Genomic DNA, 19,064 nt, shown 5'->3' with positions numbered 1-19,064 from the left:
TTCACCTGCACTTCAGACTTTCAATCAAAGTTCCACTCCATTATAATGATAATTAAGAATTATTATAATTATCTAACAATTTAATTTCAGCACACTATGATAATTCCTGCGATTTCACCCCCTATTAATGGAAGGAGAATGGTAGATGGAAAACAATCATAAACCTGATCAAAAGGAACATACGGCTGCAGGTCAGTGCCCCGTGACCCATCACAGGGACAGTGCGATTACGACGACAAGGTCCCCCGGAGGTACAACGAATAAAGATTGGTGGCCGAACCAGTTGAACCTCGGCGTACTCCGCCAGCATGACAAGAAGTCCAATCCGTTGGGTGACGACTTTGATTATCGGGAGGAATTCTTATCGCTTGAGTACGATGCGCTGAAGAAGGATCTTCATGAGCTGATGACAGACAGCCAGGATTGGTGGCCTGCCGACTACGGTCACTACGGTCCCTTCTTCATCCGTATGTCATGGCACGCAGCGGGTACATACCGGACGGCTGACGGCCGCGGAGGCGGAGCGTCGGGATCACAGCGTTTTGCCCCGCTGAACAGCTGGCCGGATAATGTCAATCTTGATAAAGCACGCCGCCTGCTATGGCCAATCAAACAGAAGTACGGGAACAAGATTTCCTGGGCTGATTTGCTTGTGCTTACGGGTAACGCAGCCCTTGAATCCATGGGCTTGAAAACATTCGGTTTCGCAGGCGGGCGTGAAGACATCTGGCATGCCGAAGAAGATGTGTATTGGGGTACGGAGAAAGAGTGGCTGGATGACAACCGGTATTCCGGCGACCGCGAGCTTGAAGATCCGCTTGCCGCCGTGCAGATGGGGCTGATCTACGTAAATCCGGAAGGACCGAACGGAAAACCTGATCCGCTTGCAAGTGCTCGTGATATCCGCGATACATTCGGACGGATGGCGATGAATGATGAAGAAACCGTCGCCCTTATCGCGGGCGGTCATACATTCGGAAAGGCACATGGTGCAGGCGATCCAACCCATGTGGGCGACGACCCGGAAGCTGCGACCCTTGAAACACAAGGGCTTGGCTGGATCAGTTCATATAAGAGCGGGAAAGGCCGTGACACAATCTCAAGCGGTGTCGATGGTGCCTGGACGACAAACCCGACTAAATGGGATAACGGTTATTTCGATTTATTATTCGGTTATGAATGGGAATTGTCGAAGAGTTCTGCAGGCGCTAATCAATGGGCACCGGTCGGCATGACGGAAGAGCATATGGCACCGGATGCCGAAGATCCATCCACCCGTGTGAAGACGATGATGACGACAGCTGACATGGCACTCCGGATGGATCCGGATTATGAAAAAATCTCCCGCCGTTTTCATGAGAATCCGGACGATTTCGCCGATGCATTCTCACGTGCCTGGTTCAAACTGCTCCACCGCGATATGGGACCTAAAGTAAGATATCTTGGTCCAGAGGTGCCTGAAGAAGAACTGATTTGGCAAGATCCGGTTCCAGCCGTTGAATATGAACTATCCCAAGCTGACATTGCCGAGCTGAAAAATATGATCCTGGACTCAGGACTAACCCTGAGCGACCTTGTGAAAACAGCCTGGGCTTCAGCAAGCACATACCGTGGGTCCGATATGCGCGGGGGTGCGAATGGTGCACGCATCCGCCTCGCCCCTCAAAAAGACTGGGAAGCAAACGAACCGGAACAGCTTGCGGAGGTCCTCGAAGTCTACAGATACATTCAAAGCAAGCTGGACAAAAAAGTCAGTCTCGCCGATTTAATCGTACTCGGAGGAAACACAGCCATCGAAAAAGCTGCAAAAGAAGCAGGCTTCGAGGTGACGGTTCCATTTACACCGGGCCGCGGGGACGCAACTGCGGAACAGACAGATGCGGAAAGCTTCGATGTATTGGAACCGTTATCGGACGGATTCCGCAACTATCAGAAGAAAGAATACACAACGAGCCCTGAAGAAATGCTCGTCGACAAAGCCCAGCTGCTCGGCCTGACCGCACCGGAAATGACTGTCCTCGTAGGCGGCATGCGCGTACTTGGCTCCAATCACGGCGGCACGAAACACGGCGTATTCACTGACAATGTCGGTGCACTGACAAACGACTTCTTCGTTAACCTGCTCGACATGGGCATCGAATGGAAACCTGCGGGCTTCAACCGATACGAAGGGCGTGACAGGAAAACAGGAGAAGTCGTACGCACAGCATCACGTTTCGACCTCGTATTCGGCTCAAACTCAGAACTCAGAGCCCTCGCCGAAGTGTATGCTCAAGATGACAACAAAGAGAAATTCGTACATGACTTTGCAGCAGCCTGGACGAAAGTAATGAATGCGGACCGATTTGATGTGAAATAATTGAATAGTTGATTGAAGTTTTGGGCGGGCCACCCTGTTTATACGTGATCAAGGTGGTCTGTCCTTTTTTAATAAGGGAGGAAAAACGCATTAAAAGGGCAAAAAAATGCCTGAACCACATTAATTCCAGCCTCTGCAGCTCCTCATCCAGCCGAATAAGGAAGGATTTTGATCTCACTTCAAGTAAATGGACGACCACCCCATATTTGAAACCCTTTTTATTATCGAATTGACCAGATCCGCTTCTCTATAATATCAATCATGCATTGATATTATCGAACCTTCCCTTTTATCATCAATCATACAGGAACCTTATCTATTCCACCGCCTCACCAAAAACCCCCACGCACCCCGGCTTCCCCGGTTCAGCATAGTTCAAGCTATAATCCCCTTCCGAATTAGCATTATTATCTCATCCTTCTGGAAAAGTATGCTTAAACAGTTCTGAATGCATGTAAAAAAAATGATTACCCTCCTATACATTTTAACCTCTCCCAGGGGAAGAATAATTCTTGTGCTCGAACAATCGTTTTGAGAGGTGGCACAATTATGACAATCAGGAGGATGATTATGGGAATTTTAAGTGGAAATCCACAGGAAGAGCCGTTGCATTACGGTGAAGTATTTGGAACATGGAGTTTTTTGATGACTGCTAAATCCACGGTTGCGGCTTATCAAATGAACCTTAACCATGCTGGAGATGATGATTTAAAGAAATTGTTGAAGGACAGCATTGAAGGCGGGCAAGAGGAAATTAAGCAAGTGGAGAAACTTCTGAAGGAAAATGGAATCGGGCTGCCCCCTACACCACCAGAGCCCCCGAATGCCTGCCTGGATGATATTCCAACAGGTGCCCGCATGCCGGACCCGGCAATTGCAGCGGCCTTATCCGCCAATATCGCGGCAGGGTTAGTCGCATGCAGCACGATCATCGGGCAAAGCGTCCGTGAAGACGTGGCGGCGATGTTCGGTCAATTCCATATGCAGAAAGCCCAATTGGGCGCCAAGGCTTTGAAGTTGAACAAAGAAAAAGGATGGTTGATCCCTCCTCCTCTTCACAAAAATAAAAATGAGCATTGCGAGTAAACCATAAACAGAAAAGATTCTCAGGCGGCGGAAACTTTTCCAGTCAGCCTGAGAATCTTTTCTGTTTTTCGCCATTTGTTCTTTCCATTTCACTTATAAAATTGAATTCATCATCTGTTTTTCATACAAATCGGGCTGGTTGTTTCTCCTCTTACTTCTGCATCCTCCAAAAGTAAAAGGGGAAATATCCTCCCTCACCTAAGGCTTAAGAATAACTTTAATGCAGTCGTCTTCTTTCTTATTAAACAGTTGATATCCTTTTGCCGCATCCTCCAATTTGAGAGTATGAGTGATGATGGAGTCAGAGTCGATTTCACCTTTTACAATCTGCTCATAAAGAGGAGCCATATAGGCCCTGGCAGGCGCCTGTCCCATTTTCAACGTAATATTTCGGGCAAAGAATGCGCCAAGCGGGAACATATTGTAAAGACCGCCGTAGACCCCGGTCAGTTGAACGGTTCCACACTTACGAACTGCTTTGGTGGCGATTTGAATCGGACCGATCGTACCACCCTGAAGCTTCATCTTTTGCTCCACATATTCAAGAGGTGATTTCTTCCCATCCATGCCCACACAATCGATCACTACATCCGCTCCACCTTTCGTCAGCTCCTTTAAGGTCTCCCCCATATCGTCGTATTGGGTGAAATCAAAGGTTTCCGTGTGGTTCATTTTTTTCGAGTGCTGTAATCGGTAGTCAAAATAATCCACTGCAATGACACGTTCCGCCCCTTTTTTCCAGGCAAATTGCTGCGCCATTAGACCGACCGGACCGCAACCGAGGACGATGACCGTGTCGCCTTTTTTCACCCCTGCATTCTCCACACTCCAATAAGCCGTTGGGAGAACATCGGATAATAATAGAAGTTTCTCGTCATCCAATTCACAATTCTCCGGCACCAGAAATGGGGTATAATTTCCAAATGGAACTCTGAGATATTCGGCTTGTCCACCTGGATAATTACCGAATTTCTCTGAATATCCAAATAGACCGCCCGAATCATAATGAGGGTTGGAATGATCACATTGACTTTCCAAATGGTGCTCACAATAGGGACATGTTCCGCAAGCTACCGTAAAGGGGATGATGACACGATCTCCTTTTCTTACTTTGGTCACATCTTTTCCGACTTCCTCCACGATTCCCATCGGTTCATGCCCGATGACATACCCGATCGGGAGCGGAAAATTCCCTTGATAAAGATGCAGATCGGAACCGCAGATCGCCGTTGATGTAATATTGACAATGATGTCCTGCGAATCTTCAATCCCCGGGTCTTCTACCTTCTTGACGGCTACAGAATTCTTACCTTGATACGTGACTGCTTTCATGAACTTCCTCCATTCTAGATTGTTTTCTCCTATTTATTAGGCTGCGGAATAGGAAAAAAATCCCACCTGCACTATGACATTTTATTATTGAAGATGTTTCGGGGGCGGGTTGACTGGCGGATTCTGAGTGATTTCTTTAAATATGTCCTCGCCCCCCGTATTTTGACTTACCGGCCTGCCCGTTGCGGGTGAAGCCTGCAGCAAATTGATCAGTGTCTGCACTTGTGCTTGAAGCTGTTCAAATTCTTTCATTGTCACGGGCTTTGCCTGCTGCATCAATTCAACCCCGACTTGACCATTCGGCTCGAGTGTTGCCCACTTAACGTCCGAAATCTTGCTGACTCCCTGCTGTCTCAGCTTCATTTCAAGCTGGTCAACTGTCATTCTCAGTTTCTTGAAATTTTTTTCGTTCAACACACCATTTTCCACCAACATCTTTGATTTCCCTGTAATCATCTTTTCAACAGTATCTGATTTTACTTGCACATATTCCATGACCATCAATGTCAGCACCAGGATGAGTCCGACCCCGATTGTCATCCAGATATTCTTTCCTGCTAACGGTTGAATCAATAAAGACCCGATTCCGACCATAATGACCGTCTGGGCCAATGTCATCTGGGAAATCGACTTCCTTCCTGCCACCCTCAACAATAGGGTACCGGCCAATACTATGAGCACCGCTTTCCAAATCCAATCAAAATCCACTACTACTCATTCCTTTCATCGTTAAGAAACCCTCTTCGATTGAAGAGGGTACAAGTTTCCTATAGGTGCTTGATTAGTGTTCCCTGCGGAAATGGATTTATTCCCATTCAGGGACAGAGAATTAATGGGGGCGACGGTTAGGGGGGAGAGCCAATTCATCAAACCGGTCGACCAATATCTTTAAAGAACGTTCCAACTCTTTCCCCATCATCACCTCACCATGTCCTGTCACAGCAATCTTCGGGTGCATAGCTGCGATTTTCCCCACAGACTCTTCCGCAGCATTCCAATCCATGGTGAAATATCTTGGAGGCCCGCTGATTTCCTTCTTTTGAAAAATCACCTTGTATAAGGATTCCTGCTTTACCGTTACAAAAGCATCCCCGGCAATCAGGACGCCATCCATCTCCCTGTAAATTGAGACATGGCCGGGCGTATGACCAGGTGTATGGATCCATTTCCACCCTTCCATGAACGGGATATCACCATTTTCAGGAAGCTTCTGTACAGATCCTGCTATATCAATCCCATGATTGGGATAAAACGGCGACAATTCGCTGACTAATCCGCCATCGGCCGTCGGATCTCCTTTCGGATAGTCGCGTTCACCATTAAGATAAGGAATTTCAAGCTCATGTGCATACACAGGCACATCCCATTCCTTTAAAATCGGCTCGAGTGATCCAACGTGGTCAAAATGACCATGGGTCAACACAATCGCTTTCGGTTTTCCATCATGACCAAAACGCCCCTTGGCCTCATTCATTATTCTTTCCTTGGAATGGGGCATACCGCAATCGATCAACACCCATTCCAAGGTCCCGGGAATTCCGTAAAAACAAACATTCACAATCTGGTTCGTCCAGTAATAAAGATCCCTGCATACTTCCCTTCCCTCTCCACTCTTCACACTAAAAAAAGGAAGATGTGATTCAGAAAAGTCACTATCTAATGGCTTCATGTCCTTCGCTCCTTCTTTCTGGTCCGGTCTGTTGACGTGATTTCAATCTTTCTCTATATCTATTGTCAATCACGGTTGCGATTATGTGCTTTCTTCTCAAAATACAAAAATAAATTGGTGATCCATTTCGCAATCAGGCCGACCACTACGTAGCCGATGAACAAGCTGAAGTAATTCGTCCCGCTGTCCATCTCAAATAAACCGATGGCAACAAGCAGGGGCTTGAAAATAAAGGCAAAGACCGCGCTCAATAGAAGCAGGAATAAATAGTAATTTTTATCACGATTCAGCGTAAATTGATAGACAAGCATATATGTTACAGGGACGAGTGATACATCCAATGAAACCGAGCTTGCTAGTATCGGGAAAATTTTATAAGGATAGAACCATTTAATCATGTTCGCCCCTATAGCATCCACATATGTAAAGAAAACATGAACATTATATCCATAAAAACCTATAAGAAGGGCTTTTCGTTTATCGATTGCAAAAAATAATACAATCAGAGGAAGCACAAACAATGCAGCCAATACCCAGAATTGCCAATCGCTAAAACCTGAATACTGCTGCCAATAGCTGTTCCACAATTCGGTTTCAATTCTCTGAATATCCTTTACACTATTAAGCATTTTCTGCTGAGATTCACTCATGGTACTCGCTCCTTAAAATGAATATGTTTTAGTATGAGCAAGTAAACGATCGATTATGTTGAAAAACCAGTAAATATTTTACAATTTCATTCTGATCCCTGCTGAAACTTATCGAAAAATGGTCCGGAAACCCAAAGAAGGCTTGCCCCAATGTATGGAGCAAGCCTCTAATTTTCACTAAATAATATCTACCACTTACACATTTAAAAATTTCACACAAACCGGCTCAGGAACCTGCACCCCTGATTGCAGCAGTTCAAGCCTTCCTGTCTCTTTATCCCTGCCAAACAACGTCAACGTGTTTGATTTTTGATTGGACGCAACAAGGAATTCACCTGTCGGATCTAACACAAAGTCACGAGGCCAGTTGCCTTCCGTTGACGTCCATTCAACAAAGGTCAACGAACCGGAATCCTGATTCACCTTATAGACCGCGATGCTGTTATGACCGCGATTTCCTGCGTACACATATTGTCCATCTGCGGAAATATGAATGGCACTCCCATCATTCGTTTCCTTAAAGTCCTCTGGAATGGCGGGAATATATTGCTGCTCTGAAAAACTTCCATCCTCAGCGTTATAGTGGAGAACAAGAACTTCTGAGCTAAGCTCCGTCATCACATAGACGAATTTGCCATTAGGATGAAACGTCAGATGCCTAGGACCGCTCCCGGGCTTCGCTTCAACTATTCTTTCCTCACGCAACTCACCATTCTCTGCTGTATAAGTGTAAATACGATCACTTCCCAGGTCGATGGCGATGACATATTTCCCATCCGGCGTGAACCCTGCATAATGCATATGAGGTTTTTCCTGTCTCTCATGAGGACCGGAACCTGCATGTTCGATCGTCGAAACCAGCGAGTGAAGTGCCCCATCCTTCTCCGTTATGTAAGATTGAACCTCCGTTGTATGATAATTGGCCGTCACAACCGTCTGATTGTCCTGGCCCACACTAAGATGACATGGATTGGCCCCTGGAGTACTATGACTATTCAGTTTGTTCAGCCCACCGGTTTGACCATCAATTGAAAAGGCAGTGATACCGCCATTTTCACCGTCTTTGGACACAGCATACAGATTCTTATTATCTCCAGTCACCGTCACGTAAGTGGGATTTCCTACTTCAGCAGCCAGCTTTACATCCAAGATTTCTTTTTTCTCCGTATCAAGCGTGAACTGATATACGCCTTTGCTATCTTGTTTCGTATATGTTCCTACATAGCCAGTAAATTTCGTCATCATGAAACACTCCCTTATGTATTTTTTTATAAAATACCATGATTACTCTTATACTACTATAACAAAAAAAGCAGGCTGCATAAAAACAGCACCGCCTGGCTTAATGTCCATTCTGGAGCTTGCCATAAAAACTCCGGACGGTACACAAAGCTTTCCCTACTTCGGAATGACATCGACGTACAAGAAACGGTCCCGCTCAGTCTGATAATCCGGCGTCACTCTTTCTTCCCCCAATTCATATTCAATTGAAAAGGAAAAGTTTGGACCGTCGAACACAAATGAATGAAACTCCCCATTTTCCCCGCAGATATCACGGCTTTCCACTGGATAGTCCCTTATAAACGACTCATCATAGACTCTCCCGGCAAAGGACCGGTCAATTTGATCAAGATCCACACACGTAATCACTGTTTTAAACGAATGGTTAATAAATGACCGGCTAACCTCTTGCACTGGCCTGTTCCAAAGTGGAAAGACCGGGGTGATTCCCGTCTCTGACATCATCTTTTCCCTGTATTCACGCACATCCTGCAGATGGATATCTCCGAACACCATATGAGTGACCCCGACATCCTTCATATCCGTGACCGCTTTCTGCATCCGCTCCTGATACACGTCATTCGTACATCCTTCAGGAATCCACACCTCCCTCAGCGGAATTCCCAGCGACTCCGACTGCTGCTTAAGCAGTTCATATCGGACTCCGTGAATCGACACCCGGCCAAACCCCTCGGTCAGCGTGACCAGCAATGAATCCACTTCATACTCAGGGTTTTGCTGTATTTCATATAATGCCAGCGTAGAATCCTTCCCGCCGCTGAATCCAATCACCGTCTTCATATAGACCTCCTGTTTTACTAGATTTATAGAACTGCCTTCTACTATATCAAAGATAGAGACTGGTCCGAAATCTGCTGTGCCCAGTTTGAAAATTGACCTTTTATTGGTTATTGCCCGTTTGCGGAAAATTTTGCAGAAGGAACAGTGTCTATTGGTATTTGTCTTAGATCATTGATTGCACTCCAGAAAGATCAAGATCCCACCGTTCCTCGATCAATGTTGTTCCGGTCCACTCATCATTAGCTTTTTCTTCCGTCAGGGTGAAATGGTATTTTTGATAAAGATGACGCGCCGCCTTTAATGTGCTTACCGTCCATAGGAACACATGCTGGTAGTTTTTTTCTTTACAAAAATGTATCGCTTTCTCCATTAGTCGCTTCCCAATTCCCATACCTTGAACTTTCTCATTTAACACAAACCATCTCAGTTGTGCAACGGAGTCAGTAGACTTTGTAATGGCAATCGAACCCACGATTTCACCATTCACTTCGGCAACCCAAAGCTCTCCTCCGCCTGTATTGATCATGAATTCTGTCAGACCCTTCATGACGTAGTATTCAAACATACGGCCAAACTGATAGGTTCGATCATATAACTTCCCATGAAGGTGGGCGACATATCCAACGTCCCCCGGCTGAAATGTACGAATGAGTACGTCGGGACCGGATACATGATCTTCAGAGTAAATCGATTCGATTGTCTCCATTGATGTAACTAACTTAGCCAGTTCATCCTTTGATAAATGACGGTTCATTTTTTCCACTCCGCGATTTGCGTCTTCCACAAGATTGGTGTAAATCTCCTTCCCATATTCGGTGAGATATAGCGAATATTGACGTTTGTCTTCGGCCGACTGCTTTTTCATGATGATCTTTTCATTTTCAAAACGCTGGACAATCCGGCTCATATAGCCTCTGTCGATCCCCAGCTTTTCCCTGGCCTCAGTAGCCGTACAACCATTTCTGTAATTGATTTCTGTTATAACCCGCGCCTCCGTTAATGGAAAAGGATGATGATAGATTTCTTGATCGATTTTCCCAAGAACACTTGCATAATACCGATTAAACTTTCTTATTTTCTCTACAAATTGACCAGCTTCCAATCATAGTCCCCCTATCAGTCTGAATATTCAATCTAACTGAAGCTTATAACATTTAGTTGATTTAGTCAACTAAACGCAGCGGTCGATTAATCAATTTGTTTGCTGCTCTGTTGGGTACTATACTTTAGTTACCAGCTTTCTATCAATTATAAAAGGAGCCTTATCTATGAAAAAATCAAATCCAATCCTGTCTGGAACCCTCTTCCTCATATCCGGCGCAATCCTCTACTCACTAGAAAAAATGATGGCCTACATACTTTGGGCTGCTCATCGAATGGGTCCTGCAAGCAGTGAGGGATGGCCACACAAACCTGATATTCCCTCCCTCTTCGAAAACTGGTTTGTGCCGATCTTCCTGACCCTCGGTATCTATTTACTAGTAAAAGGACTCCTTAACAAATAACGATCGAATGGCCTTCCCCCTCTGCAGTGAAACATTACCGCAATGGGGGGAAGGCCCTTTTAAATTTATTATCCTAACGCTGCCAACGCAACAGCCGCTGCCGAATCTTTACGAAACCTTCCTTTCCCTGCGATAGGAACGAACGGCTGCCTCGATTCCGGTAATCAGCCAAAAAAGCACCAAGACCAGCCAGGGCTCACTCTCGTACTGATTTAATGCAAGAAAGAGTCCGATGACAATCAACATGATTTTCAATCCAAGAAAAAACCTTTTTATCACGAATAAAACTCCTGACATCATTTCCGATTCATTTGAGCAATTCCTTATAAAAGCGCTTCCGCAATCAACGTATCAAACTTCCTTACATCGATCCCTTTCTTAAGCTTCACTTTAATGTGACCGGATTTCGTCCACAGCTCCACCTCTGCATTCACATCAAGGAAACTGCCGGCATTCTCCGTCGACCACATCGTGATGGATGAATACGGAAGGGAGTACATTTCCACCTTCTTCCCCGTCAGTCCCTGCGAATCCCTTACAATCAATCGCTTATTTGTGAATATCGCACTGTCCCGAAAGGTCTTATACGCAGCCACTGCTTCTTCCCCGCTGATCAATAAAGCATTCACATCATCCGGTATCGGACATTCCGATAACAGTGTCCATTCTAAAATTCCTGCCGTTGCAGCCATTCCTCATTCCCCCTGAAAAAATTCTTTCTCTACTAAGCAGTTCTATATAATTGTTTTTAAACCCTTTTTTTACTTGGAAAAGGTGCCTACTGTGTATTATTCCTCATATCCCAATCACCCCAATGTAGACGGCGTTCAAACATCTTTCGAAAAATAGTTAAATATGGTCTCCAAACAACGTAAAAATCAATAAAATAGCGAAAAATCACCCGCCCCCCCTAATTGAAGCCCCCCATGCGGTACATCCAAGTGAAAAAGCTGGTTGCAGCTCGATTTTTCACAAAAACGACTGTCCACCATCAATTGATTTCAACCTTATTATCGATTTCTTCAAGTGTATTATCGAAAATAAACATTTTATTATCGAAATCCGCAACTCTATTATCAAATATACCGGCACCGCTTCCTTCTGTTAGCATACGTTCTTTGAACTTACCAAAGGCTGATCCTTATTATCGATAATGCCTTTTTACGATTAAAAACCCCACCGCCCCACCGCCAATGCCAAGCCACCATTTCATCTCCACCTTCAGGACAAGCCCCTCAATGTAACATCACCCCCGCCACATCACCCAAATGATATAATGAAACTATCAAAAATCCATTCATGGCCAAAACCATTTTTACAGAAAGGAGTCATAACCATGATCATACGAGAAACCCAACACTCTTTCATCATGATCAAACAGCATGACCATGCCTTCCTGTCCGGAGAAATCACAAAGCATTTTGATCCTTCACTATTAAACTCGGACCGACATTTCGGAGATGCCATCTATGCCGCCTGCCAGCACGACCGGAGCTGGATCGGTTTGGATGACACCCCGATTTGGAATGATGAAACCGGCAAACCCTTCACCTTTTCTGACTATCCGCTGCTGGTCAAAATGGCGTTTTACAAAATCGGGCTGGACGAAATCGAGCGTGTGAACCTCTATTCGGCTCTCCTTTGCAGCCTGCATTTCTGCTCATTCTTCACTGAATCGAGAAACAAAGACTGCCTGGCATTTTTAAACGAAGAGGCAATCAGGCAAGAGAACCTAAAGAAATTGCTGCCTGATCTTGATGAAGAACTCCTTCATCAGCATTTCCGCCTGCTTCAATTTTCGGATGATCTTTCGTTATATGTGTGCTTGAATGAACCCGGTGCGGGTAAAGAAGACGAGCATCCTTGGTTTAAGAACGGATTCAAGAATACAGAGATCTTTCATAATGAGGACCAGCAGCTTGCTGCGCACTGGCTCAATGAAGACGAAATGAAAATCGATCCTTTTCCATTCACCAGCGAGTTCCCCTTACCATTAAAATTTAAAGAGGTACTAAAAAGTTCCATTAAAGAAATCGGGATTGCAAAGGCTTATGAAGCGAGTGAATGGGAAGAGAAAGTAGTATTGGCCGGCGGTTCATGACTGAATCCCCTAAAATGGCACCGACCCGGCGGGACAGACACCGCTGCCCGTAAGTTAAGCAGTCCGCCGCTTGACCCGCATAATCCTAAGACCGGACAACCGTACCTGTTCCAATGGTTCATATAAAAGGAGTCCTTCACTTGAAAAAAATGATGATTGCTACGCTTGTTCTTATGTTGATTGGCCTGGTCGCGGGAGTTTTCTTTTTTGAAATGTCTTCGACTCCTCCAGGCCCGAACCAGACAACTGAAAAGCCCGACACTCAAGAATCAGTCCAGTCACAACCTTCCCCCCTACAGCCGATTTATGTAGATGATCCGATTGGGTACTCGCTTCAGCATGATCAGCTGCAGATCACGTACTCGAACGGGGATGAGTGGGCTGAGGTCCCGATTGAAAAAGAGACGTTATTCGAAGGGGAGTATTCAGGGGACGAGCAGGAGCTGATTCAGAACAGCTTTATCCTCACCCGGGATCGAGCTGCGTTCTTATATGCTGATGACAGCAGCACAGGGTCCGTGGACAGTGCATATGGAAAAAGCATTAAGCTGATCTACTCACTGGACAAAGGGAAGACATGGGAAAATGCGGTCGTCACGGAGCAATATCCGCCCATCCGCTTCCGGAAAGTTGAATTTATCAATGAGTCCTTTGGCTATGTCATCGTTTCAGGCGACCGCACCATGTCACAGGAATGGACGACCGTCTACCTGACAGATGATGGCGGAAAAACCTGGCGGGAAACCGCCCATCCGGATGTGACCCGGTTACTTTATGATGGAGGATTTGTCGATGAACAAACAGGCTTCCTGTCTTTCGGTATCCTCAATCCAGTAGAGCCTGACCTGCACATCACGCTGGATGGGGGAAAATCCTGGAGCAAGGCAAATATAGAAATGCCTGAAACCTATCACAACATTTTCGTCATGGCGGAAGTACCTTTTAAAGAAGAAGATCACTTAGCAGTTTATCTCAACCAAGGTCCAAACGGGGATTATAAAGGCGGGAGAATAAAGGGGAAATTCATTTCATACGACCACGGCCAGTCATGGACGTTTTCCGAGGAGGCACAACCGGATGAAACCGATTGACACACGATTCAAAAAATCAGGAGGCTGGCTGCTTTTCATTACAGCCATCGGGCTTTTTTGCCTGCAGATGGGCTTCCTTTTCCTTCAATCGCGATATGATGTAGAATACACGGATAATCGCATGTTTTACCTGATAAATCTATTAATCGCTGCTTGTATGGCATTCTCGATATTTCTGCTTTTTACCGTCACAAAAAAGGTGAAGTTGACCATCGCCAGTGTGACTGCGCTACTCATCCTTCTTCATGCAGGTCTGCTGGTCCATCACAGTCAAAAAACAAACCAGGTAATCAGCCTTTCACCGGACTTGAAACATCTATTCGTCATCAAGGAAAACAAGGAAACAGGACAAGCTGTCCATTATCGAACCTCTTATTGGCTGTTCGCCCGCCCTCAGGAAATCCTGCCTTATAAGACAAGTGGTGAATTCAAAGTAAAGTGGCTCGAAAAAGACATTGCAGCTGTCACCTATAAGGCAGATGACGGGACGACCCATCAATACGTCGGGACGTATGGCGACCGGGATGGAGGAACCTCTTATACCTATGTCGGTCCAACTCTTCAAGGCACATGGAAAGGGACAAATGCACGCGTCATCAGTTCGCCTGAAGGAATCACGATCGACGACAACGGTGAAATGGAACGCTATGAGTGGGACACTATTGTTCAATTCGGCACACTCGCGGTTGTGTTGGTGAAAAACAATCAGGCTCATTGGACCATCGCATTAAATGAAACCTTCAAGAGCAACTCGAACGAACCCGCTCCGCCCTCCGGTACCATCAGCTTGTATAAAGCAACCATGGATCGCAATGATCCCATAATAATGGAGTATGTTTCGTCTGACTAAATCAACAGCCGGCATCCTGTGCGGGTGCCGCAGCTGACTTCATGACGCAGTCAAAAAAGGACGATCCCCCTGCTTCTCCAGCACAAGAACCGTCCTATTCTTCCTTGATCACTTCTTCTTCTGCCGATACAAATCCACTGATTTATATCCCTGTGATAAGATATCGACCATTTGCCCGCGGCGCTTCTCACGCGTTTTCTCCTGTTTGACCGAAAAGAGATAACGTGCCCAATCCCGCCGATATCCTGGCGTCAGTTCTTTGAAAAACGAAAGTTCATCCGGATGACCCGCGAGCAGATTCTCAACATCCTGAACGTTATCTTCATAGTCAGCGACACATTGACTAGCAGCAGATGACTTCTTTGTCTTCCTCTTTTCTCTCTTCAAGCCCACGACCGTAAAGACTTTATCCATACTGACCATCCGCGAGAACTTCACATCGCTGCCTGTCACATATCCACCGTCTCCGACCTTCAAGGCCGGGAAAATCTCGTCCCTGTGAACATACGTCTCATAGCGCTTGTTCCCCTTTTTTGGATAGGCAAAAAAGAGATAGCCTTTCTCAAGCAGCTGCCCTTCCTCAATGATCATCTGAGTATAGCGCGCCATCTCCTCAACCGTTTCCACGAAGATAAAAATCGCATCGTGTCCCCCAGTGAGTCCGCTCTGATACCCGTCAAAAACATCATAGTCATCCGGTTGATTTAACATGGCGAGATTCTCATACTGATCAAGCTTTAATTTCGTCATAATTGTCATGATATCCTCCTGAGTTGCTGGTCAGTTACGACCCATTCTTTCCATTAAAAAAATCAATGCACTCTGCTCTCCAAATGCATTTTCAACGCATCCAGATCCTTCGTACAAGCTTTCTTGAACATCCCGGCCATCATCTTAGTAAACAACTTCGCGATACCGGTCATTCCCCGGATTTCCCCATTCAGCGTCACTTCTGTCTGCTCACCCGCTGAAGTGAGGATGTATGTAAAAATAAATTCCCCTTTACCCGTCGTCCCTTTCGTCCCGTCACATCGCAGCACGATTCTGTTTGGTTCATCAAGCTCCACCACTTCAAAATGTTCAAAAGCTTCTTTCCCAAACATCTTTCTCGTCTCTTTCCACTCGCTCCCCTCACGCAGCGGCCCATCATCCAATCTCTCCATCTTCACCAGCCCCTGCATCCAATGCCTCGCAGCATCAAGATCCAGCAGTCCTTCATACGCTCTTTCTTTGGATACTCCGATATGTCTTACTACCTCGAAATGAACACTCAAATTGTAATCCCCCTTATTATTTCCTGTCTATCATTATGTTCCCCATGGGATGTTGATAGTCCTGCTGCTTGTTCCATTCTATATGTAATCCCAGTCTGCAAAGTGGGCCTGTCCATGTTCAAAACCTTTTTGTGCCTTAGATTGCCTTGCAATCAACTACTCTTATCAATGTCTCTATATTAATTGTAATATTATGTTAATATTAACATAGAAATTGAGATCCGGTCGGAAGTATAGAAATACATGAAAAGGTGATTTCATTGAAAAAAGCAATCCTTCTTATCCTATTATTAGCAGGATGCAACCAAAGTGAGGTTCAGCATAATAAAGGTTTAGAGGAAGCGATTCATTCGACTGTGGAAGATAAAACCAACAGTGAATTATCGATTAACCCATTAACAGATTTCAACTGGGAACAGGCTTTCTTGTTCACCCCTTATACACCGCAAGAGAAAATGGAAGAAGTAATGGGCACTGAATTCGAAGATCCAAGCAATCTGCGAATCCGGGATGATATCTATTTATTGGTTTTTCTTCATGAAGAGAAAGTTGTTCACTATGCGGAAATAGACCGTCAAAAATCGGGTTTCTCTATTGGAGAGAAGGATCATCTTACTCCTTCTGATGATCTAATAAAAATAAAAAGATAGTGCATCCTCATTCCCTGTTTCAATTAAAAATGACGCATGCCAATTCATGCGTCATTTCTTCTATAAACAATAAGAGCAGGAGGCATTCCCACTACAATTTCCCATCAACCTCAGAAGTATCCACATCTTCCCCGAACCAATCGGTCAATTTTGCCTTTGCTTTCGCCTTCACGTCCTCATCGATATACATCGCCACCTGCAGCAGTGCTACACCGAGTGCACCAAGGTCATCCGTAAAGCCGATCCCGATTGCTATATCAGGAATGAAATCCGTCGGAAGAATGAAATATCCAAGAGCTCCAATGATCACCATCTTTGCTTTTTTCGGAACATCCGGCTTCTGCAGTACAAAATAAAGAAGTAACGCTGTGTATACCACGGAATGTCCTGCCTTCACCCCGAACTTCTTCAATTTGTCCCAAAATTTATCCTCTGAATAGTGTTTTTCTGTGTTGCTCATCTATTGGCACCTCCACTGTGAGCAATGACGCGGCTGCATTTAACCCCGCCGGCCATGTCGAACAGCTCATCTCTTGTTACTTTTTATTGTAAAAGCATTAGGAGAAATACACAAACTTTATGCGGTGGATGGATGCTGATAGATGCCAGATTAATGATGAATCCTGCTATTATCACCCTAAAATAATTTACTAGATAATACCGCTAAATCAAATAAAACCCCATCTGCCGCTTCGCCATATATTCAACTTTACCATTGATCAAAGCAACGGGCTCTTCTAAATAAATCGGCACCTCCTGCCCCCACTCAGGCACAAACTGCCGGATATTGAATTCCATCGCGTAGCACGTATTGGCTGTCAGGGGAAGATCACCTTTTACCGGAACGTCCCCTTGCTGATCATAAAGGCCGATCAAGGAACCCGCTTCGTGACAATGCGGTCCGACCGGATGGGAATAAATCATCGCATCGATCTGTTCCTTTTTTGCAGCAGTAATAGCGGCATGGAATACATCATTCCCTGTTCTCCCTTCCTTCATCTCAGCGCTCAAAATATCCTCGAGCCTTAGTGCGGTAATGAAAGCAGACTGAAGTCCTTCCGGCGCATCGGTTTCCCCGGGCTGCAACACGTAGGCGAGCTGCTGCGTATCTGTTGCAAGCCCGAGATACCTGATCCCAAAATCCAGATGAACGATATCACCAGGCCGGATGATTTCCCCTTCGATCCGGTCCATCCCGGCTCCTTTTCGCTGAAGATCGACCGTCGGATAAAAGGACGTCTCAATTCCGAGATCCAACACCCGCTGCCGGATCCAATCCACCACATCCTCCGTCGTCGTGATTCCGGGATGGATCACCCTTGCCGATAACGCCTCCTCCGCGATTTCCCTCGCCAGCTCAGCAATCGCAGGATACGACACCATTTCCTTTTCACTCCTGATAGAAAGCCAATCAACCACGAGCTGCTGCGCACTCACAAACCGGTCACTATGCTCATTCAACACCATATCCAACCGCTCAAAATAAGAACGGCTGAGCCCATCCCCGACCCCAAATGTATGGGAATAATCCAAACCGATCGTCTCCGGACTGCACCTCTCCACAATCCTCCTCAAACACTCCCACTGATCTCCTTCTTCCCGCTGCCAAATCCGCTCATAAAAAGGCTCGAAACTAGGGTTCGGGTGGATCACCCAGCGCTTCAACTGCTGCTCCTCATCCAACCAGAAGACCAGAATCGTCAATCTTCGCGAACTGTCGATAGCCGCAGGATAGAGAGTTTTCAATACAGGATCCTCATTATACTCCCTGCCAATCACAACCCACATCTCCAACTCATGCTTCTTCATCAACACAGGCAATAACGTATTCAACCGGTGGAAGAGCCAGCGGTTTTGAATTTCTTCTCGTTTTTTGAGGGGCAGGATCACGGAATTATTGTTTTTGGGCATGGTTTTTTCCTCCAGGTTAAGACTTTCTATTATCTTTTATCCTTCGACATTTTATTTGAAATTCCTGCCCTGTAATCAAATATTACTTATCATTAAACTCTTTCTTCTGGTAAACCAAAGTGGCGAGCCCCACGTATGCTAGTAACTTTACATACATGGAAACTCGCCACTTTAATCTGCAACAAAAGATAGATAAAGTCAGCTCCTTTTAATTATAGCCTCTCTCCATTTGTAGCAATAACATCTCTATACCAGAAGAAAGACTTCTTCTTTTTTCTATCTAAAGTCCCAGTACCGTCATCATGTTTGTCGACATAGATAAATCCATAACGTTTAGAAAATTCTCCTGAAGATGCGCTTACTAAGTCAATGCAGCCCCAGCTTGTATACCCCATTAACTCAACACCATCTGCAACTGCTTCTCCCATCGCTTTGATGTGATCGCGGAGAAAATCGATTCTATAGTCATCCTGAATGGAACCGTCTTGCTCTATTTTGTCTTTG

General features: G+C 45.5%; 21 protein-coding genes. 7 read left to right on the top strand and 14 right to left on the bottom strand.

Annotation, left to right across the window (positions count from 1 at the left end; genetic code table 11):
* Nucleotides 1–145: 145 nt before the first annotated feature.
* Entirely contained in the window at nt 146–2,359 is a 2,214-nt protein-coding gene (gene katG, locus HP456_RS01665; RefSeq protein WP_172248278.1) for a catalase/peroxidase HPI, read from the top strand.
* Nucleotides 2,360–2,929: 570 nt separating this feature from the next.
* A complete protein-coding gene (locus HP456_RS01660) occupies nt 2,930–3,445 on the top strand; it encodes a DUF3231 family protein (protein WP_172248277.1) in 516 nt (171 codons plus the stop codon).
* Nucleotides 3,446–3,643: 198 nt separating this feature from the next.
* Here the strand turns inward: HP456_RS01660 and HP456_RS01655 are convergent, their stop codons facing one another.
* From HP456_RS01655 to HP456_RS01625, 7 genes are all read right to left on the bottom strand, one after another.
* The gene (locus tag HP456_RS01655) at nt 3,644–4,777 is read right to left on the bottom strand and encodes a zinc-dependent alcohol dehydrogenase (protein ID WP_172248276.1); all 1,134 of its coding nucleotides are present in this window, start codon (nt 4,775–4,777) and stop codon (nt 3,644–3,646) included.
* A gap of 84 nt (nt 4,778–4,861) precedes the next feature.
* The gene (locus HP456_RS01650; protein WP_172248275.1) at nt 4,862–5,485 is read right to left on the bottom strand and encodes a DUF421 domain-containing protein; all 624 of its coding nucleotides are present in this window, start codon (nt 5,483–5,485) and stop codon (nt 4,862–4,864) included.
* Nucleotides 5,486–5,606: 121 nt separating this feature from the next.
* Nucleotides 5,607–6,446 carry an MBL fold metallo-hydrolase gene (locus HP456_RS01645; RefSeq protein WP_172248274.1) on the bottom strand — a complete coding sequence of 280 codons (840 nt, stop codon included), beginning with the start codon at nt 6,444–6,446 and terminating at the stop codon, nt 5,607–5,609.
* A 65-nt stretch (nt 6,447–6,511) separates the two neighbouring features.
* Nucleotides 6,512–7,096 (bottom strand): CBO0543 family protein, encoded by a 585-nt coding sequence (locus HP456_RS01640; RefSeq protein ID WP_172248273.1) that lies wholly within the window; start codon nt 7,094–7,096, stop codon nt 6,512–6,514.
* A 195-nt stretch (nt 7,097–7,291) separates the two neighbouring features.
* Nucleotides 7,292–8,338, bottom strand: a complete 1,047-nt coding sequence (locus HP456_RS01635) for a lactonase family protein (RefSeq protein WP_172248297.1) — start codon at nt 8,336–8,338, stop codon at nt 7,292–7,294.
* 156 nt (nt 8,339–8,494) lie between these two features.
* Entirely contained in the window at nt 8,495–9,178 is a 684-nt protein-coding gene (locus HP456_RS01630; RefSeq protein WP_172248272.1) for a Dph6-related ATP pyrophosphatase, read from the bottom strand.
* 163 nt (nt 9,179–9,341) lie between these two features.
* The gene (locus tag HP456_RS01625; RefSeq protein ID WP_172248271.1) at nt 9,342–10,280 is read right to left on the bottom strand and encodes a bifunctional helix-turn-helix transcriptional regulator/GNAT family N-acetyltransferase; all 939 of its coding nucleotides are present in this window, start codon (nt 10,278–10,280) and stop codon (nt 9,342–9,344) included.
* A gap of 166 nt (nt 10,281–10,446) precedes the next feature.
* On the opposite strand from HP456_RS01625, the gene HP456_RS01620 reads away from it, so the two are divergent.
* The gene (locus HP456_RS01620) at nt 10,447–10,683 is read left to right on the top strand and encodes a hypothetical protein (protein WP_172248270.1); all 237 of its coding nucleotides are present in this window, start codon (nt 10,447–10,449) and stop codon (nt 10,681–10,683) included.
* A gap of 108 nt (nt 10,684–10,791) precedes the next feature.
* On the opposite strand, the gene HP456_RS01615 is transcribed toward HP456_RS01620, so the two are convergent.
* Both HP456_RS01615 and HP456_RS01610 read right to left on the bottom strand, forming a co-directional pair.
* Nucleotides 10,792–10,962, bottom strand: coding sequence for a hypothetical protein (locus HP456_RS01615; protein WP_172248269.1), 171 nt, complete (start codon nt 10,960–10,962; stop codon nt 10,792–10,794).
* A gap of 44 nt (nt 10,963–11,006) precedes the next feature.
* Nucleotides 11,007–11,375 carry a PH domain-containing protein gene (locus tag HP456_RS01610; RefSeq protein ID WP_172248268.1) on the bottom strand — a complete coding sequence of 123 codons (369 nt, stop codon included), beginning with the start codon at nt 11,373–11,375 and terminating at the stop codon, nt 11,007–11,009.
* A 644-nt stretch (nt 11,376–12,019) separates the two neighbouring features.
* Here HP456_RS01610 and HP456_RS01605 point away from each other — a divergent pair.
* The 3 genes from HP456_RS01605 (at nt 12,020) to HP456_RS01595 (ending at nt 14,725) form a co-directional block, all read left to right on the top strand.
* Nucleotides 12,020–12,784, top strand: coding sequence for a DUF3891 family protein (locus HP456_RS01605; protein ID WP_172248267.1), 765 nt, complete (start codon nt 12,020–12,022; stop codon nt 12,782–12,784).
* Between the two features lie 149 nt (nt 12,785–12,933).
* A complete protein-coding gene (locus tag HP456_RS01600) occupies nt 12,934–13,875 on the top strand; it encodes a WD40/YVTN/BNR-like repeat-containing protein (RefSeq protein ID WP_246288652.1) in 942 nt (313 codons plus the stop codon).
* The gene (locus tag HP456_RS01595) at nt 13,862–14,725 is read left to right on the top strand and encodes a hypothetical protein (protein ID WP_216663142.1); all 864 of its coding nucleotides are present in this window, start codon (nt 13,862–13,864) and stop codon (nt 14,723–14,725) included. The genes HP456_RS01600 and HP456_RS01595 overlap by 14 nt, the downstream gene beginning before the upstream one ends.
* A 108-nt stretch (nt 14,726–14,833) precedes the next feature.
* On the opposite strand, the gene HP456_RS01590 is transcribed toward HP456_RS01595, so the two are convergent.
* Both HP456_RS01590 and HP456_RS01585 read right to left on the bottom strand, forming a co-directional pair.
* Entirely contained in the window at nt 14,834–15,484 is a 651-nt protein-coding gene (locus HP456_RS01590; protein ID WP_172248265.1) for a YdeI/OmpD-associated family protein, read from the bottom strand.
* 53 nt (nt 15,485–15,537) lie between these two features.
* Complete coding sequence (locus tag HP456_RS01585; RefSeq protein WP_172248264.1) at nt 15,538–15,999, bottom strand: SRPBCC family protein; 462 nt, start codon at nt 15,997–15,999, stop codon at nt 15,538–15,540.
* A gap of 251 nt (nt 16,000–16,250) precedes the next feature.
* Between HP456_RS01585 and HP456_RS01580 the strand changes: the two genes are divergently transcribed.
* Nucleotides 16,251–16,649: a hypothetical protein gene (locus HP456_RS01580; RefSeq protein ID WP_312857718.1), complete on the top strand. Its 399-nt coding sequence runs from the start codon at nt 16,251–16,253 to the stop codon at nt 16,647–16,649.
* 91 nt (nt 16,650–16,740) lie between these two features.
* Here HP456_RS01580 and HP456_RS01575 read toward each other — a convergent pair whose 3' ends face one another.
* From HP456_RS01575 to HP456_RS01565, 3 genes are all read right to left on the bottom strand, one after another.
* Nucleotides 16,741–17,109: a YkvA family protein gene (locus HP456_RS01575; protein ID WP_172248262.1), complete on the bottom strand. Its 369-nt coding sequence runs from the start codon at nt 17,107–17,109 to the stop codon at nt 16,741–16,743.
* A gap of 203 nt (nt 17,110–17,312) precedes the next feature.
* Entirely contained in the window at nt 17,313–18,560 is a 1,248-nt protein-coding gene (locus tag HP456_RS01570) for a M24 family metallopeptidase (protein WP_172248261.1), read from the bottom strand.
* Nucleotides 18,561–18,772: 212 nt separating this feature from the next.
* A partial coding sequence (locus HP456_RS01565; protein WP_172248260.1) for a family 1 glycosylhydrolase occupies nt 18,773–19,064 on the bottom strand: 292 nt, incomplete at its 5' end.

The sequence above is a fragment of the Bacillus haikouensis genome, assembly GCF_013179555.1.
GTDB classification, from domain to species: domain Bacteria; phylum Bacillota; class Bacilli; order Bacillales; family Bacillaceae_B; genus Rossellomorea; species Rossellomorea haikouensis_A.
This window is presented reverse-complemented; position numbering and strand designations above follow the sequence as displayed.

What these genes read in the sequence shown, in the direction of transcription:
- HP456_RS01630 (WP_172248272.1), bottom strand. Translation starts at nt 9,178, where the DNA reads ATGAAGACGGTGATTGGATTCAGCGGCGGGAAGGATTCTACGCTGGCA.
- HP456_RS01660 (WP_172248277.1), top strand. Translation starts at nt 2,930, where the DNA reads ATGGGAATTTTAAGTGGAAATCCACAGGAAGAGCCGTTGCATTACGGT.
- HP456_RS01610 (WP_172248268.1), bottom strand. Translation starts at nt 11,375, where the DNA reads ATGGCTGCAACGGCAGGAATTTTAGAATGGACACTGTTATCGGAATGT.
- HP456_RS01590 (WP_172248265.1), bottom strand. Translation starts at nt 15,484, where the DNA reads ATGACAATTATGACGAAATTAAAGCTTGATCAGTATGAGAATCTCGCC.
- HP456_RS01640 (WP_172248273.1), bottom strand. Translation starts at nt 7,096, where the DNA reads ATGAGTGAATCTCAGCAGAAAATGCTTAATAGTGTAAAGGATATTCAG.
- HP456_RS01635 (WP_172248297.1), bottom strand. Translation starts at nt 8,338, where the DNA reads ATGACGAAATTTACTGGCTATGTAGGAACATATACGAAACAAGATAGC.
- HP456_RS01595 (WP_216663142.1), top strand. Translation starts at nt 13,862, where the DNA reads ATGAAACCGATTGACACACGATTCAAAAAATCAGGAGGCTGGCTGCTT.
- HP456_RS01600 (WP_246288652.1), top strand. Translation starts at nt 12,934, where the DNA reads ATGATGATTGCTACGCTTGTTCTTATGTTGATTGGCCTGGTCGCGGGA.
- HP456_RS01570 (WP_172248261.1), bottom strand. Translation starts at nt 18,560, where the DNA reads ATGCCCAAAAACAATAATTCCGTGATCCTGCCCCTCAAAAAACGAGAA.
- HP456_RS01645 (WP_172248274.1), bottom strand. Translation starts at nt 6,446, where the DNA reads ATGAAGCCATTAGATAGTGACTTTTCTGAATCACATCTTCCTTTTTTT.
- HP456_RS01620 (WP_172248270.1), top strand. Translation starts at nt 10,447, where the DNA reads ATGAAAAAATCAAATCCAATCCTGTCTGGAACCCTCTTCCTCATATCC.
- HP456_RS01605 (WP_172248267.1), top strand. Translation starts at nt 12,020, where the DNA reads ATGATCATACGAGAAACCCAACACTCTTTCATCATGATCAAACAGCAT.
- HP456_RS01575 (WP_172248262.1), bottom strand. Translation starts at nt 17,109, where the DNA reads ATGAGCAACACAGAAAAACACTATTCAGAGGATAAATTTTGGGACAAA.
- HP456_RS01655 (WP_172248276.1), bottom strand. Translation starts at nt 4,777, where the DNA reads ATGAAAGCAGTCACGTATCAAGGTAAGAATTCTGTAGCCGTCAAGAAG.
- katG (WP_172248278.1), top strand. Translation starts at nt 146, where the DNA reads ATGGAAAACAATCATAAACCTGATCAAAAGGAACATACGGCTGCAGGT.